Here is a 16,349-nt window from a genome sequence, read left to right on the forward strand (position 1 = left end):
CCACTTGTCAGAGACCTGTTGTGATCCGGTAGTGGTCCCGTTTTCGACCTGTTTCGATGCCCTGACGCCTCATAGACTCGCCGCCGTGAACGCGCACGTGCTCGTCGCCGAGGACGACCCCAAGCAGGCCGAGTTGCTCCGGCGATACCTGGAGCACGAGGGCCACCGGGTGTCGGTGGTCCACGACGGCCGGGCCGCCCTGGACGAGATCCGCCACTGCCCGCCGGATCTGCTGGTGCTGGACGTCATGATGCCGCGCGTCGACGGACTCGACGTGTGCCGCATCCTGCGTCGGGACTCGGAGGTGCCGGTGCTGATGGTCACCGCCCGCAGCACCGAGGACGATCTGCTGCTGGGCCTGGACCTGGGCGCCGACGACTATCTGACGAAGCCCTACAGCCCGCGGGAACTGGCGGCGCGGGTCCGCACCCTGCTCCGCCGGACCCGGTCCACGGCTGCGCGGCCCGTCGCGCCGTCACTGCGGGTGGGCGACCTCCTGCTTGATCCGGTACGCCACGAGGTCACCGTCGCGGGCGCCCCGGTGGTGTGCACCCCGGGGGAGTTCGCCCTGTTGAGCGCGTTCGCGGCGGAGCCGGGGCGGGTGTTCAGCCGCGATCTGCTGCTTCGCCGGCTGCACGGGCTCGATTCGTACATCACCTGCCGCACGGTCGACGTGCACGTGATGAACCTGCGCCGCAAGATCGAGGCGAACCCCCGCCGCCCGGTACGGCTGCTCACCGTGTACGGCATCGGATACAAGCTCGCCGATGGCTGAGCGGCACAGGCGCGGCAGCCTCCTGGTCCGGCTGCTCGGCCTCAGCGTGGTGATCTCCGTACTCTCGATCTCGGCGACCGCCTGGCTCGCCGTACGCGACACGACCAGGGCGCTCCAGCAGGAGCGCGGCCGGGCACTCGCCGACGACGCGAGAATCTACGACGCCCTGCTCGGGCACGCCGCGACCCATCGGGACTGGACGGACGTGCTGCCACTGGTGCGGTCCCTCGCGGCGACCACCGAGCGACGAGTCGTCCTGACCGACCGCAACCGAGCCCCGATCGCCGCGTCCGGCGAGGGAGCACTGCCGCAGCGGGCCTCCGCCACCGTCGACCCGCTCGACGTCGACACCAGCCTGGCCGCAACGGCGGGACGCGGCGGCATCGACGCGCGGGCGACCGGCCCGTACCAACTGCCGGACGCCGAACGCACCGCGCTGCGCAAGATGGCGGAAAGAGCGCGGGACTGTCTGCGCGGCCCGGTAGATGTCGCCACCGCAGTCCCGATGATCGCGGCGGAAGGGCTACTTCCGGCGTACACCGACGCGGAGATCGTCGTCGCTCCCGGCGGTCGGCCCCGCATCGAGTCCCGAGGCACCGCCGTCACCGGCGACATCCGGTGTGCGAAGGCGTTCGACGCGTTGGCTGAGCCGACCCCCACCGAGCGGAGAGCGCTGGGTCAGCTCGACGACCTGGTCAACACATGCCTGGGCCGCCAGCGGATGCCAGCGGTGCGAGCCGACCTCGACGGACAGTGGACCCCGACCAGGGCCGACCCGATCACCGCCGAACAGCGCGACGACGTCAACGGCTGCGTCTCCGAGGCACGGCGCACCCAGATGGCCGACTACGTCGCGCCGCCCGTGCTGCTGTTCGTCACCGAGCCGGGCACCCCGGCGCCGGTCGGCGCCTTCGACCTCACCCCGGCCAACCGGTTGCGGATCTTCGGGGTCGCCGGGCTGGTGCTGCTCGTCGCGGTCGGTGTCACGGTCCTGGTGGGGGTACGCCTGGTCCGGCCGCTACACGCGTTGACCGCTGCGGCCGGGCGGATGCGCAACGGCGACACCGCGGCACGGGTCCGGGTCTCCGGGCGCGATGAGATCGCCCGACTCGGCAACGCGTTCAACGAGATGGCCGAGCAGCGGTGCCGAGTCGAGCAGTTGCGCCGCGACATGGTCGGCGACATCGCGCACGAGATGCGTACGCCGGTGACGAACATCCGTGGCTGGTTGGAGGCGGCCGAGGACGGAGTGGTCGAACTGGACGTGGGCCTGGTCAGCTCGCTGCTGGACGAGGCGCTGCTGCTCCAGCACGTCATCGAGGACCTCCAGGACCTCGCCGCAGCCGACGCGGGCGAGCTGAAGCTGCACCGGCGACAGGTCGAGGTGCCCGAACTGCTGCAGGAGGTGGCGGACGCCTTCGCCCCCGCCGCCGAGTCCGCCGGGGTCGCGCTGGTCGTCGATGCCACACCCGGCACTCTCAGCGCCGATCCGATCCGGCTCCGGCAGGCCATCGGCAACCTGATCACCAACGCGATCCGGCACACGCCCGCCAACGGCAGGGTCACCATCTCCTCGCGGACTGGGGGTGTGCACGCCGAGATCGTCGTGGCCGATACCGGGCCGGGAATTCCGGAGGAACAGCGTGGCCTGGTCTTCGAACGGTTCTGGCGGGCCGAGAAATCCCGCAACCGGCAAATGGGCGGCAGCGGTCTGGGGCTCGCCATCGTCCGTAAGATCGCCGAATCACACGGCGGCACCGCAGAGGTCTCCGGCACCGCCGGGGCGGGAGCCGTGTTCACGCTTCGCCTTCCGAACCCGTCCGGTCAGACCGATCGACGTCGCGGCTCTGTCCCACTCGCCTGCCGGCCCTGACTCCCGCCGCCGATTGTGCGAACAGGGCGCGACCCGGGCCACGATCGTCGCCGCCGGGCCGGGCGAAAGGCGACCAGGGCGCGGAAGGGAGTCATGCGTGATGCGGCGTCTGAAGATGCTCTTTTACCCGCTGGCTGCCGTGGTCACCGGCGATGCGACGCGTCAGACGCGGGGCTCAGCAAGCAGCGGGTGGTGGTCGAGGCGGTCCGGCTCGCCGACCGCGAGGGGGTCAACGGGCTGAGCATGCGACACGGCGGTGTGGACGGACGCCAACTCCCGACGTCAATACAACATCGGATAACTTCTATGCATTGATAGACTCGTCCGGCGTGGAGAGCTCGGACGGGTGAGCGAAGTGGGCGGAAATGCGCAGCAGGCGTCGGCCTGGTTCGCCGGCGAACTCCGACGCCTCCGGCAGCTTTCCGGGGCCCCGTCGTTGAACACCCTGGTCGCCATCTCGACAGCGCAGGGGCAGCCACTGGCCCGCTCGACGATCAGCGACAAGCTGAACGCCAAGTCGTTGCCTGACTGGCCTTTCGTCGTCGCCTTCGTCAAGGCGTGTGTGGCGCACGCCGACCGGGCCGGTGTCCGCCTCCCCGCCGACCTGACCGAGATGAGGCACTGGGATGCGAGACACTGGCGGCTGCTGCGGATCGCCGACGCCGCCCATACCGAGGATCGGCTGCGGGCCGCCGCCCACGCCCAGATCGGCCGCCGCACCGGCAGTGCCGCGCCGGCCAGCCAACCCGAGCCGCCGGTTCCCGGATCGTCACCGACCGGGCAAGGGGCGGGTGCCCTCGACAGGGTGACGCCCCGGCAACTGCCGGCGGCCGTACCCCATTTCGTGGGTCGCAGGGCGGCGCTCACCGCACTGGACGCCCTGCTGGCGCACCGGCACCGCGCCCCGGGCACCACGACGATCTGCCTGATCAGCGGTACGGCCGGGGTCGGCAAGACGAGCCTGGCGGTCGGCTGGGCGCACCAGGTTGCCGACCGTTTTCCCGACGGACAGCTCTACGTCAACCTCCGTGGGTTCGACGCGACCGGGCCGGCGGCGAGCCCGGCGGAGGTGCTCCGCGAGTTCCTCGAAGCTCTCGGAGTGCCGGCGCAGCGCGTCCCGGCGGGACAGGATGCCCGCTCCGGGCTGTACCGCAGCGTGCTGACCGGCAGGCGGGTGCTGGTGCTGCTCGACAACGCTGGTGACGTCGACCAGGTCCGCCCCCTGCTGCCCGGATCGCCGGAATGTCTGGTGGTGGTCACCAGCCGTGGGCACCTGGCGGGGCTGGTGACCATCGAGGGGGCGGTTCCGCTCCTCCTCGACCCGCTGCCGCGGCGGGAGGCGCACGAGTTGTTGTCCAGGCGACTCGGCGCGGATCGGCTGGAGAGCGAGCCGGAGGCGACGACCCGGATCGTCGACGCGGCGGCGGGGCTGCCGCTCGCGCTGGCCATCGTGGCAGGGCGTGCCGCCGTCCAGCCAGCTCTCGGCCTCGGTCGGCTCGCCGACGAGCTGACCGGGTCGGACGGCCTCGACCGGTTCAGCCACGAAGATGCGGCCACCGACGTCCGGACGGTCTTCTCCTGGTCGTACCGCAATCTGGACGCGACCTCGGCGCGGGCGTTCCGGCTGCTCGGACTGCACCCCGGGCCGGATGTCTCGGTGCCGGCGCTCGCGAGCCTGGTCGGCGCACCGGTGGCGGAGGCGGGTCGGACCCTGGCTGCGCTCGTCCGCGCTAACCTGCTCTCCGAGCATCTCCCACAGCGGTACGTCCTGCACGATCTGCTGCGCGCCTACGCGGCCGAGCTGGTCGCCGAACACGAGCCGGAGCAGGCCCGACGGCAGGCGCTCGGCCGGCTCATCGACTCCTACCTGCACACCGGGTACGCCGCAGACCTGCTCCTCTACGACCAGCGGGACCCGATCAGCCCCGCCCCGGCCCGGCCGGGCACCGCGATCACCGCGCTCATCGACCGGGCGGCGGCGTGGCGCTGGTTCACCAGCGAGCACCGAGTCCTCCTGACCGTCATCGGCCTCGCCACGGACGCCAGGTTCGACACACCCGCCTGGCAGCTCGCCTGGGTCGTCAACACGTACCTCGATCGGCTCGGGGCCTGGCAGGAGCAGCTCGTGGTCCAGGAGTGGGCGTTGCTCGCCGCGTCGAGGGTGGCCGACCGGGACGGGCAGGCCCGCGCCCACCGGAACCGGGCCGTAGCCTGCCTGCGGCTGGGGGACCACCACCAGGCCCGGGTGCACCTGCGCCGGTCACTGCGGCTCTACGCCGGCCTCGGCGATGCGATCGGCAGCGCTCGGGCTCATCTCAACCTCGGCATCCTGGCCGAGCGGCTGGGCCGGTACGAGCAGGCGCTCCAGCACGCGCAGCAGGCCCTCGACCTGTTCACAGCGGCGGAGAACCCCAACGGGAGGGCGAACGCGCTGAACAACATCGGCTGGTACCACAGCCAGCTCGGCAACCACCGACAGGCGATCGACTACTGCACGCAGGCGCTGGTGCTGCAACGGCAGGTCGGCAACCGGTACTGGCAGGCGCACACCTGGGACAGCCTCGGCTACGCGCACCACCGGCTGGAGCAGCAGGCGGAGGCGATCCGCTGCTACCGCAACGCGCTCGCGCTGTGGCGGGAAGCGGCCGAGCGCTACTACGAGGCGACGACGCTGACCCATCTCGGCGACAGCCACCGTGCCGCAGGTGCGCCGGGCCCCGCTCGGCGGGCCTGGCGGCGAGCGCTGAAGATCCTGGAGCTGCTCGGCCACCCGGACGCCGATCAGCTCCGGGACCGGCTGCGCGGCGGAGCCCGCCCGGTTTCGTGACCAGCGGGCCGAAGCGCTGTCGGGGCGGGCGGCGGAATCTCGCCGCGCGCCCCGACAGCGCAGGTCGGAGGGGTCAACGCCACTGCATGAAGTTGTTGATGATCGGTAGCGTCATCCGGACGGCGATGTTGTTGGTGGCGCTGGGCCCGCTGCCGAAGGGTCCACGGGAGAGGATCCCCAGCACCGTCGGGGTCGGGCACACGCAGGGCGGCGGCGGGCACGGACACGGGACCACCAGCGGTGGCCGCACCGGGCACCAGTCTTCCGGGTCGGGCGTGTAGTAGACGGGGCTGCCGTCCAGCCCGCTGACGAGGGGATGCCGAACGTAGAGAGCGGCAGCGTCCTCGGCCCGGACGGCGTCGTCGCTCGCCCATTGTCCGGGCCGGTCGGTCGGATATCCCTGGGTCCTGGTGCAGGATCCGGTCACCGGTTGGGTCGGATAGCCGAGGTTGAGCCAGCCGGTCCTGGTGCCGATCGCGCAGTTGAGCTGCGCCGCTCCGTAGTCGAAGGCCGGGTCGCCACCGCCAGGGGCATTGTTCGCGCCCGTCCAGTTCGAAGGGACGAAGAGCCGGAGTGCCGCGCACCCGCCGAAGGGTGCCGTCGTGCCGTCGTGCCCGGGGTACGCGACGACGTTGGTACGCCAGGTGCCGCTGGAGCCGCCGGAGTGCAGGCAGTGGGCGGCGGTCGCCACGGTACGTTCGCTGATCATGAAGCCGGTGCACTGGCCGCCGGTGAAGACCAGCCGAACGACGGCGCTGGCGGGAAACGTGGTGGTCGGACCGACCGGCACCCGGGTGTCGGGGCCGAGGATCGCCTCGATCCCGACGGCGGGAGTCACGCCGACGGCCGTGCCGTCCACCGGTGCCGTCGTGCTCACGGGCCGGTGACCGGACTGGGCCGCTCCGGCGCTGGCGGGTCGGTCGGTAGTCGTGGCGGCAGCCGCTGGCCCGGCCGGAGGGGCTACGGTGGCGACGGCAACGGCGGCTAGGGCTACTACCGCCCATCTCTTTCCCAGCATGGCTCTCCTCTGGTCGCACGGGGATCCCCCCGCAGTCACGCCTGTCTCGACCAGGCTGCGCAGAGCCCGGGCTGTCCGGCTGGTTCCCGGACACCGGAGCACCGCCGGCCGGACACCGACCGGTCATCACGGATGCCCAACCAGACGTCGGACACCTGCCGGCCCGGTCGGCGAGACCTGACCAGCCGGATTGCGACAGAGCCGGAGTGTCGACACACTCCCGAACCGGAGGAACCGGGTGACACGCGGTCGCGTGCCACCCGGCGGTGGCCTTACCGAGGCACCCAGGCACTCTCGGGCGTGAACCCTCCGAAGTCCGGCAGGGAGCTGTTGCCAGGGACTTCGAAGGCCCCCCCGGCGCAGTCGTCGTTCATGAACATCGCAGCACTCCGACTGCTGGTGTTGATCGCGGAACGCGCACGGTCTCCCCAACCGGCGTCCACCAGGCTCACGCACGTACCGGGCGATACCAGAGAGGTAAGGGTGAGACGCTCCCCGGTGAAGTTGGTGCCCTCGAACAGGCAGAGCGTGTTAGCGAAGGGGCAGTCACCAACGGCCGACGTGCTGCGTGCGGCGGGGCCCGCACTCGCCGCGGCAGGGGCCGAGACGGCACCCAGAAGCGCTGCCAGGAGGCCGGCCGCCACCAAGGCACGTGGCAGCCGCCGAACGGTCGGTGGAACGGGTTGCATCATCATCCCAACACCTTTCTCTGCTCCGATTGGTCTCGATGCCGCGCCTTCGGCTGCGGTGGCGCGGACGGATGACGAACCCGGGTCGGGCGGGTTCAAGCCGTGCGAAGATGCGCGGAGGTTTGTCCGCCTGATCGAGTGCAAGGCCACCGTCTGGGAGTGTCGAGTCGTCCACTGACGATTGCTGAGGGTGGGAGTACGCGCCGGGTCACGCGGTTGCAGTGTCGAAAAACATGACTCGCACCAATTGCTCCACAAACATCGATAGTAGTCGATGCGTCCGGTCTACGAAAGACCTAACTGGTTTGTCGGTGGTCGGCGGGCGCTGGGATGCTGCGGCCGACCGGGATCGGGGAGGCGCCAGCATGCAGTCGGAGTCCGAGCCGGAAGCGCGAACCATGGTCGGTGTCCTGCATGGCAGTCGGGAGGCGGGCCTGGCGGTGTTTCGCGGCATCCCGTACGCCGAGCCTCCGGTCGGCGACCTCCGGTTCGCCGCGCCGCAGCCGGGGCGCGGCTGGGAGGGCGTACGTCCGGCGGTCGCCTACGGTCCGCCGCCCCCGCAGCCCGGCGCGTTCGGGATGTCCCCGCAGAGCGTCGGCGACGACTGGCTGACGCTCAACGTCTGGACGCCGGCCCCGGACCCGGCGGCGCGGATGCCGGTCATGGTGTGGATCCCCGGTGGTGGTTACCTCGTCGGCTGTTCCGGCCTTCCGGAATACGACGGCGGGCATCTCGCCGGCAGCGGAACCGTGGTGGTGACGCTCAACTACCGCCTCGGTTTCGAGGGTTTCGGGGAGATCGACGGGGCCCCGGCCAACCGGGGGCTGCTCGACCAGGTCGCGGCCCTGGAGTGGGTACGGGACAACATCCGCGCCTTCGGTGGTGACCCGGACCGGGTGACGGTCTTCGGGCAGTCGGCCGGCGGCGGCTCGGTCGCCGCGCTGCTGGCCATGCCGCGCGCCGCCGGACTGTTCCGGCGCGTGGTCGCGCAGAGCATTCCGGGTACGTTCTTCTCGCCCGACCTGGCCGCCGACATCGCCGCCGCCTGCGCCGCCGAGTTGGGGGTACGACCAACCCTGGCCGACCTGTCTACGGTGGCTCCGGCCCGGCTGCCGGCCGTGGGCCAGGCGATCTCGGCCAGGATCGTCGCGTGGCGGGAGCGTTGGGGGCGGATCACCCACCGGCCGATCCCGTTCGCGCCGGTCGTCGATGGTGACGTGCTGCCGGCGACCCCCTGGCGGGCGCTTGCCGATGGCGCCGCGCGGGACGTCGAACTGCTCGTCGGACACACCCGGGACGAGCACCGGCTGTTCAGCCTGCTCGACGGCGTACTCGGCCAGGTCACGCCGGAGCAGGCCGAGACCGCGCTGCGGATGTTGGCCCCGGGCACGGACGGCTCCTGCCGATACCGGGAGGCGTTCCCTGATGCGACCGATGAGCAACTGTACGAGCTGGTCAACGCGGACTGGCTGTTCCGGATGCCGAGCCTGCACCTGGCCGACGCGCAACTCGCCGGTGGCGGCCGGGCCTACCTCTACGAGCTGACCTGGCCGGCGCCGGGCCTGGGCGGCAGCCTGGGTGCCTGTCACGGCCTGGACGTGCCGTTGGTCTTCGGCAACCTGACCAGCGGGCAACCCGCGATGCTGATCGGCGATCCGCCCGCCCCGGCGGCGCAGGAGCTGTCCGGGCAGATTCGCGGGGCGTGGACGGCGTTCGCCGCGAACGGCGATCCCGGGTGGCCGTCGTACGACGCCGGTCGCAGCACGCGGGTCTTCGACGAGCAGCCGGCGGTCGTCGCGTACCCGGAGGAAACCTCACGGCGGCTGTGGCGGGACCACACCTTCACCGCGCTCCCGCTGCTGGTCCGGTAGCGCAGTCGCCGCTGGGCTGCCGTGCCGGTGCCGATGCGAATGGCAGGCATCGGTCGCGAACCAGCACGCCGCCCTTGACGGGCGTGAAGTTCCAGACGTGGATGCCCATGTCGATGCGGAGGCCCTCACCGACTGCCGGCCCGGACCAGCGGATGCACGTGTTGTCCTTGAGCTGGTGGACGGTGGAGGTGATGGACAGGGTCGCGGCAGGAGTGTTCGGCGTCTCGGGTACGGGGGTGGTCCACCGGAACTGCGAGCCCGCGCGCAGCGCTCCGCGGTCCAGCCGCTTGGCGACGTGCCCACCTTTCCCCGATGGCGACGGCGGGACCCGCTCCCGGTCGACGGTGACAGCTCCGACACAGAGCTGATCGCCGCTGCGGCCGGGGGCCGGGTCGACGCGCTGCGCCTGCTGCACGAGCGGCCCCGGGCAGGTACCGCGCGAGCGGCTCCGGCCCGGGGCCGCCCGGCCCCGCGGGCCGTCCGCGACCGGCGAACCGGTGTGCGGGCGTGGTTTGCGTACCCCTGTCACCCTCACCGCGTGTCACCCAAACTGATGCGCGGCCTCGCCGCGTTCGCGCTGGCCCTGGGGCCAGTCGCCGTGTTCACGGAGCCCGCCGTGGCGGCGCCCGTGTGTGACGTCCCCGAGCCACCTCCGGTGTGCGGCGGGGACGTCGACGAGGACAACGCCTGGGTCAACCTCACCTCGGCCAGCCGGGTACCGACCGGCGTGCAGGTCAAGGGGAGCGCCGGTGACCCGGACGCCACCACGTCGGTCCAGGTCATCGCCAAGATCTCCGGTGTGGAGGTGGGCCGGTTCAGTGTCGCCTCCGGCTCGGCCTTCATCCGGACCCTCCCCGCCCGGTACGGGGACACCGTCTGCCTCACCGTCGTCAACCAGGGAGCCGGGGTCGGCGAGACCGCCTGTCGGGCGCTCGCCGTCCGGTTCGACCCGTTCGGCTCGTTCGACGAACTCTCCCCCGGACCGTCCGGCCTGCGGGTACGCGGCTGGGTCATCGACCCGGACACCGCCTCGCCGCTGACCGTGTCGGTGCGGGTGAACGGCCGGCTGCACACCGCGTTGGTCGCCTCGACGACCCGTACCGACGTGGCCGCCAGCTACCCCGCCTACGGCGGCGACCACGGCTTCGACCTGCTGGTGCCGGCGGCCCGGGGCGACCACACGGTCTGCGTCACCGCGCTCAACGTCGGCGTGGGGGTGGACACCGCGCTGCCCTGCCGGACGGTCACCCAGGGCGGCGCACCGGTGATCGACCACTTCCTGGTACGGGCCCCCGACTACCCGACCCCCCGGATGGAGGTCGACGTACGGGTGGGCACCCGGGACGCCACCCAGGTCAGCGTGTGGCGCGGCCCCACACCGAACGGGCCGTGGACCGACTGGCCCACCCCGCACAGCACCTGGAGCAACCCGGCCGGGTACTGGGAGATGGACCTGACCGTGGACTGGGGGCGCACCTACTGCTACCTCGCCACCGCGTACAACGCGTACGGCTCGCACACCCCGCCGGCGGTCTGCGCGACCACCTGGGCCGGGGCGTACCCCCAGCCGGCCCGGGTGGGGGTGACCGGAGTCTCGAACACCTCGATGATGCTGAGCTGGGACGACGTCGCCATGGGCGAGGCCGAGTGGCGGCTGGTCCGGTCCGGGGTGCCCGACGTGGTGCTGGCCGGCACCCCGGGCACCGGACGGATGAGTCACCTGGTCACCGGGTTGCAGCCCGGCACCCAGTACTGCTTCCTGCTCGGGGCCCGCTCGCCTGGCTGGGCGGGCAACCCGTACTTCTTCTGCCAGTGGACCGCGAAGGCGGCTGCCGACCCGACCACGTTGCAGGGCGTGGCGGCCATGAACCTGTGGAACTGCGACCCGCGCGGTCGGGCCGGCACGGTGTGGTCGACCGACGCCAACGGCCGCTGGGTGCGGCAGGGCGCGCTGCCCAGCAGCCTGGCGGCGGGGGCCTGCGGCCCCGCGACCAGCGCACCAGCGGCCCGGGTGACCCTGCCCGGCGGGCGGACCACCACCCTGGCGGTGGTGGTGGTCGACGGCCGGTACTGCGTCGCCGACGACCCGTACGACGCCAACTGCCGGGTCTGGCAGACGCCGCCCACGCTCGGCGACCCGAAGGGCATCACCGAGAACCGGCTCCTGTTGGGTTGACCGTGATGTCCAGGGGTGGGCACGACGCTGTCGGCCCACCCCTGCGCGGTTCCCGGAGCACCATTCACGGCAGATCGTCGATTGGCCGTGTCGACGCCGGCCGAACATTGGCTCTGGCGGAGCCGAAGGAACACATCTGCGGCGAACGCCTCAAGCCGTTGCCGCACCGGAAAGGCCATCAGGGGTCACGCCATCGTCGAACTACCCGAACCGCTTCCGGCGTCCCAACGACGCGCCGACCCAACAAAGCACTACTGGTCCGCAGGAGGTCCGTGCCCGAGATCAGCGGTGCAGCACACGGCCCTCTCGTATCATGGCCCATGATCGTCGGCGGCGTGGAGGGGCGGAGCGTGTCGGACTGGGAACAACTGCTTATCCGGGAGTTGCAGCGGTTCCTGCCTGAGCCGCTGACGGACGACTCGCGCAGGGCCCGCTACGCCTTCTACCACTGGGACGACATGCTCGCCAGCGAGTTCTTCGAGGACGCGGACCTCGACCGACTCGCCGCGCTCGCCGAGCCGCAGTCGTGCATCGTGGCCGGGAACGGAACGAGCGGCATCGGCTGGGACCGGTGGGCGTTCGACCTCGGCCGCTCGATCTTTCCGGTCGACGACGCGGGAAAGATCGAGGCGCTGGCGGGCGGGCCCGCCGCCGACCTGCTGGCTGCGGCCCGCCCCTCCGGCGGCCGGGCTGTGGTGCCCGGTGTCGAGCTGGCGCGGGTGCTGAGCCGGCACGGCGTGGCGCCGGAGGACCTCGCCGAGGACGGCGTGGTCATGCCGATCCATGTGCGGGTGGTCACCGACGGGAGCCTCCTCGACGCGCTCCGGGCGGCCACCTGCACGATGAACCGAGCCGGGCTGGAGCCCGCCGATCCGGACGCCGAGGTCGACCCGCGGTGGCGGGCGGCGCTGGACGGGATTGCCGACGTTGAGCTGCGCTCCCACCTGAGCGCGCTGTTCCTCGACGCCGAGTCCGCCCGGGCCTACGGCGGCGAGTACTGCGGAGCCCGCTGGCCGTGCGGCAGCGAACCGGTCCGATCCGCCGCCGCCCGGGTCGTCGCAGGTTGGGAGTTCGGCGAGGGCCAGGCATGGTCGGCGATCGTCGAACTGGCCGACGACCACCGACCGCCGAAGGTCTGAGCCAACCAGTCCCATGTGCCGGCGGGAGGGGCCGCGCCGCGTACTGCCGCTTCGGTCGGGCAGCACGTCGACCCGACGGTGAGTGGCGGCACGACCCATTGCCCCGAGCGTCGGGTGTCGATGGTGCTGTTGACCCCGTCGAAGTTCACCACGTGCAGGGCGGACGCCTGATAGCCGCACTGGATGTAGGTGTGGGAGGCGGTTCCACGCCAGGCGACATCACCTGCCGCCAACCCGTGAAACCGCTAACCGCAACAAGCGCCACCGAACCTAACGAAGCCCGACCCTGACCGAGCATCTCGCCGCTCGGCCAAGGGACCGCATCCGGGAGCAGTCCCACGCCGAACCGTCACCCCACCTACGCATATGGCCGCCCTCATCTCGTGCACCACGTCGAGCCTCGGCGTCGATCCGCGCACAAAGAAGTCGATTGCCGTCGGGCATGCAACAGCGTCGATGCCAAACGGTCATCACAGGGCAGTCTCGCTCACTCGAGACATGCCGGGCGTGGAAGGCTGGCCGGGAACAAGGGCCGGCTCGAAGCATTAGCCTTCGCGAGACCAGAACGGGGCAGGACATGGACCGAGGCACCCGCGACGAGATGCTCGCCCGCCTGGCCGCGGCGGTCGGATCCGTCACCGTCGCACACCCGACGCGGGTGGCCATCGACGGACCTCCCGCCGCCGGCAAGACCACCCTCGCCGACGAACTGGCCGTCCTCCTGCGCGCGCAGGGCCGCGACATCATCCGCGCGACGATCGACGACTTCCTCTTCCCCCGGGCACAGCGCTACCCGCGCAGCGAATACTCCGCCGAAGGCTGCTACCTCCACACCCACGACCACGACGCGCTGAACCGGATGCTGCTCGACCCGCTCGGGCCGGGCGGAGATCGACGCTTCCAACCCGCGGTCTACGACCACACCACCGACACCACGCTGTCCCCACCGATCAGGACCGCCCCCACCGACGCCGTACTGATCTTCGACGGCGTCTTCCTCCTGCGCCCGGAACTGATCCACCGATGGGACCTGCGCATCTTCGTGTCGACCGCCCTCGAGAGGACCGTGGATCGCGCCGTGATCCGCCAACGCCACGTGTCATCCCGCGCCGACGTCGAAAGACGCTGGCGCGAACGCTACATCCCCTCCCAACAGCTCTACCTCGCCACCGCCCGCCCGACCGACCACGCCGACATCATCGTGCACAACGACGACCCCCAGCAGCCGACCTGGGAAACCCGAACACACTGACCACACCCAATTTTCGGCATCGAGACCCACCGCTGACCGTCCCGAAGGGCAGTCCCCTCACCACGAAGGGCTGTGCTGGCAGGCAAGCCAGTCGACCCGGCTCCTACCGCCACCGATATACCCTGCCGGCGACGCACAGCACGGTCGTGTCACGTACCACCGGCAGGCCCCCGGAACCCGTGAGGTGGCCCGTCATGCCGACGGCCCGGCGTGCTGGTCGAACAAGCAGGAATCAGATGCGTAGACCTTCCGGCCGTCACCGCCACCTTCGGCCCCGGACGATGGTCGTGCGGCTCGGCCGGCTGCGCCACGAGCAGGACCCGGTACGGGCTCGGGAGACGTTTCGATCCCGAGCTGTCGGCGTGCGGACGTGGCTCGTCCGACAGACAGGTGCACCGACCGAGCCCGTCCGCGAACACAGACGGCGACCCCATCGAGACGGGGCGGTGCGACGGCGCTCGGGAATGGCCGCCATACAATCGCGGTAAGGCGGAGCGCCAGGCCGAGATCCCGGCACCGGTGTGAGGGAGGGGTCAGGATGTTCGGCAGGATGTTTGACGCGATGATCGGCAGGATCATCGGTTCGACGAACAACCTCAGCGATCAGATGGACCAGCTCAGGCCCGACCTGAGTCGGGAATCGCTCGGCGTCGGGCCCGACTTCCCCGGGATCGCCCCGAACCCGCTGATGAGCAGTGATGCGCGGAAGCGCAATGCGGAACTGCGTACGGGAGCGCTTGCGCTCGCCGTTCTCGTCGACTGGCGGGAGGTGAACAGCAACCCTTGCGTGATCCTGATGTTCGACGTGGAGACCGCCGACGGCATCTCGTTCCGCGGTATCGCAGACGAAGGCCTCACGATCACCGAGCTCACCCGACTCGCCCCAGGGCAGACGTTGCCCGTGCGCTACCGGCCGGCCGTCATGGACCACTACGTCGCCCTTGCCCGGGACGCGGACCCCGCCCATGTGCAGCAACTCTCTGACGAGATCGCGCGCCGCAAGCGGACCTGATCCGAAGCCATCGAGCGTTCTTTAACTGCTTCCAAATACTGGGACAATCCGTCCCAACCCGCCGAAGCGATCAAGGCCGTGGCGCGCGTTTCCGCTGGTCACGGCCTTGATCGTGAAGTGCGCCCGAAGGAACTCGAACCCCTAACCTTCTGATCCGTTGACGACAAGCCAGCCGAACCAGCTCACAGCCTTGATCAAACGCCACCACGCGTCCGATTTCAGCAGACAACGGGACCTTCCCCGGTCGCGTCCACCCATTGGGGGGCATAGATAGATTCCGTTGTCACGGGCGACCGGCGAAGCATCCGGTGACCCCTCTGTGCGCGAAACGATTACTCGCACACCGCGTCGACGCCGAGCCGACGCTGGAACGATCGTCGCCGGGGTCCGACTCACGACGGGGGTTGGGCCGAGGTGTAGGGCGGCAGCGGCAGTGGCTCGTCGCGGAGGAACGCGCGGAGCAGCGCGTCGTATGCCTCCGGCTGGCCGGCGGCGATGTCGTGTCCTGTATGCGGTAGGTAGACCAGGGTCGCCTGCGGCAGCGTGCGTCGGTATTCGTACGTTTCCTCCCATGGGACGAAGTCGCACTCGCCGCGCATGATCAACGCGGGTACCCGGGCCTGCCGGAGCGCGGGCCGCGGGTCGGGGATGTGTGCGAAGTCCTCGACCGTCTGTTGGTTGACGTAGAAGCCCTGGTGGTTGTCGTGTGTCTCGGCGGGTGCCGAACCGGGACAGCGGGCGGTGTCCTTGCCGAGCACGGCGACGGCGTGCATCAGCGCGTCCGCCTCGTCGTCGCCGACGAGCGCGCGCGCCGCGTTCGGGTTGACGCCCTGCAGGATCGCCTGGGCGATGACCCGGGGCGAGGCGAACAGGTCGTCGCGCTGCCGACGCTGCTCGGCGGTCATCCGGGCCCAGGGGTCGCCGCCTCCACCGTCCGGGTAGGCGCCCGCCCAGATCGGTCCGGGCGAGGTGAACACGGCCCGGGCGACGTGCTGCGGGTGGGCCGCGAGGTACTGCGCGGCGAGCGATCCGCCCCAGGACTGCCCGACGACGATGATGCGCTCAGCGCCCAGCTCGACGCGGATCGCGTCGAGGTCGGCGACCTGCCGGGCGACGGTGTAGCCGGTGACGTCGGCGAGCCGGGTGGACCGGCCGGCGCCGAGCTGGTCGTAGGCGTAAACCTCGAAGCCGTCGGCGGCGAGCAGGGTGCCCACGGCGGGCATGCCTTCGCCCGGGGTGCCGGGGCCGCCGTGCAGGAAGAGCACGGGCGTCGGGCGGGGCGTGCCGGAGGCGACGGCGTGGACGTACGCGATCCGTGATCCGGTGGGCAGGTCCCAGAACCGGACGCCGGCGGGTGGGGGCGGGGCGGCCGGGTGCGGGCCGGGCCGGAACACGGTCGCGGCGGCGAGCCCGGCGACGGCGACGGTGACGGCGACGGCCAGCACCGTCGCGGCGCGGCTCCGGCGTCGTACGCCGAGCAGCGCGAACGCGGGCCGGGCCAACAGTTGGGCGACGGTACCCAGCAACACGAGCCCCACCGCACACAGCAGCGGTATCCAGGCGGTGACGAACGCGGTGGCGACGAAGCCGGCGGCGCCCACCGTCACGGCGGTGGCCACGGCGACCGGCAGCAGCAGGACGCCGGTGCTCCGGCGAAGGAAGGAACGAACCATGAAGATCATGCTGGCTGGTGACGGGTGCAGGCGCGTCGTGCCGC

Annotated in this window: 12 protein-coding genes; 8 read left to right on the forward strand and 4 right to left on the reverse strand. The window is 71.2% G+C overall.

All coding sequences use genetic code 11. The features are described from left to right. Window positions 1-85 precede the first annotated feature (85 nt). From TK50_RS00460 to TK50_RS00470, 3 genes are all read left to right on the forward strand, one after another. Window positions 86-775 (forward strand): response regulator transcription factor, encoded by a 690-nt coding sequence (locus TK50_RS00460; protein ID WP_043960801.1) that lies wholly within the window; start codon window positions 86-88, stop codon window positions 773-775. Next, entirely contained in the window at window positions 768-2,648 is a 1,881-nt protein-coding gene (locus tag TK50_RS00465; RefSeq protein WP_043960802.1) for a sensor histidine kinase, read from the forward strand. Before TK50_RS00460 ends, TK50_RS00465 begins: the two co-directional genes overlap by 8 nt. A 355-nt stretch (window positions 2,649-3,003) precedes the next feature. Further along, on the forward strand, window positions 3,004-5,475 hold the full coding sequence (locus TK50_RS00470) for an ATP-binding protein (protein ID WP_241773884.1): 2,472 nt from the start codon (window positions 3,004-3,006) through the stop codon (window positions 5,473-5,475). Window positions 5,476-5,548: 73 nt separating this feature from the next. Here the strand turns inward: TK50_RS00470 and TK50_RS00475 are convergent, their stop codons facing one another. Beyond that, window positions 5,549-6,352, reverse strand: a complete 804-nt coding sequence (locus tag TK50_RS00475; RefSeq protein WP_241773885.1) for a trypsin-like serine peptidase — start codon at window positions 6,350-6,352, stop codon at window positions 5,549-5,551. 413 nt (window positions 6,353-6,765) lie between these two features. Continuing rightward, window positions 6,766-7,188, reverse strand: a complete 423-nt coding sequence (locus TK50_RS35670) for a peptidase inhibitor family I36 protein (RefSeq protein ID WP_082106103.1) — start codon at window positions 7,186-7,188, stop codon at window positions 6,766-6,768. Between the two features lie 359 nt (window positions 7,189-7,547). Here TK50_RS35670 and TK50_RS00485 point away from each other — a divergent pair, with 359 nt between their 5' ends. After that, a complete protein-coding gene (locus tag TK50_RS00485) occupies window positions 7,548-9,053 on the forward strand; it encodes a carboxylesterase/lipase family protein (protein ID WP_043960806.1) in 1,506 nt (501 codons plus the stop codon). On the opposite strand, the gene TK50_RS34290 is transcribed toward TK50_RS00485, so the two are convergent. Further along, on the reverse strand, window positions 9,025-9,468 hold the full coding sequence (locus TK50_RS34290) for an SRPBCC family protein (protein WP_199485949.1): 444 nt from the start codon (window positions 9,466-9,468) through the stop codon (window positions 9,025-9,027). The genes TK50_RS00485 and TK50_RS34290 overlap by 29 nt on opposite strands. Before the next feature lie 123 nt (window positions 9,469-9,591). Between TK50_RS34290 and TK50_RS00495 the strand changes: the two genes are divergently transcribed. From TK50_RS00495 to TK50_RS00510, 4 genes are all read left to right on the forward strand, one after another. Further along, complete coding sequence (locus TK50_RS00495) at window positions 9,592-11,229, forward strand: fibronectin type III domain-containing protein (RefSeq protein ID WP_144420112.1); 1,638 nt, start codon at window positions 9,592-9,594, stop codon at window positions 11,227-11,229. Window positions 11,230-11,549: 320 nt separating this feature from the next. Beyond that, the gene (locus TK50_RS31900) at window positions 11,550-12,368 is read left to right on the forward strand and encodes a hypothetical protein (protein ID WP_052503555.1); all 819 of its coding nucleotides are present in this window, start codon (window positions 11,550-11,552) and stop codon (window positions 12,366-12,368) included. Between the two features lie 577 nt (window positions 12,369-12,945). Beyond that, window positions 12,946-13,620 carry a cytidylate kinase family protein gene (locus tag TK50_RS00505; protein WP_043960809.1) on the forward strand — a complete coding sequence of 225 codons (675 nt, stop codon included), beginning with the start codon at window positions 12,946-12,948 and terminating at the stop codon, window positions 13,618-13,620. A 550-nt stretch (window positions 13,621-14,170) separates the two neighbouring features. Then, the gene (locus TK50_RS00510) at window positions 14,171-14,632 is read left to right on the forward strand and encodes a hypothetical protein (protein WP_241773886.1); all 462 of its coding nucleotides are present in this window, start codon (window positions 14,171-14,173) and stop codon (window positions 14,630-14,632) included. Window positions 14,633-15,024: 392 nt separating this feature from the next. On the opposite strand, the gene TK50_RS31905 is transcribed toward TK50_RS00510, so the two are convergent. After that, window positions 15,025-16,305: an alpha/beta fold hydrolase gene (locus TK50_RS31905; protein WP_158499141.1), complete on the reverse strand. Its 1,281-nt coding sequence runs from the start codon at window positions 16,303-16,305 to the stop codon at window positions 15,025-15,027. Window positions 16,306-16,349: the final 44 nt, after the last annotated feature.

The organism is Micromonospora haikouensis (genome assembly GCF_000876225.1).
Taxonomy (GTDB): domain Bacteria; phylum Actinomycetota; class Actinomycetes; order Mycobacteriales; family Micromonosporaceae; genus Micromonospora; species Micromonospora haikouensis.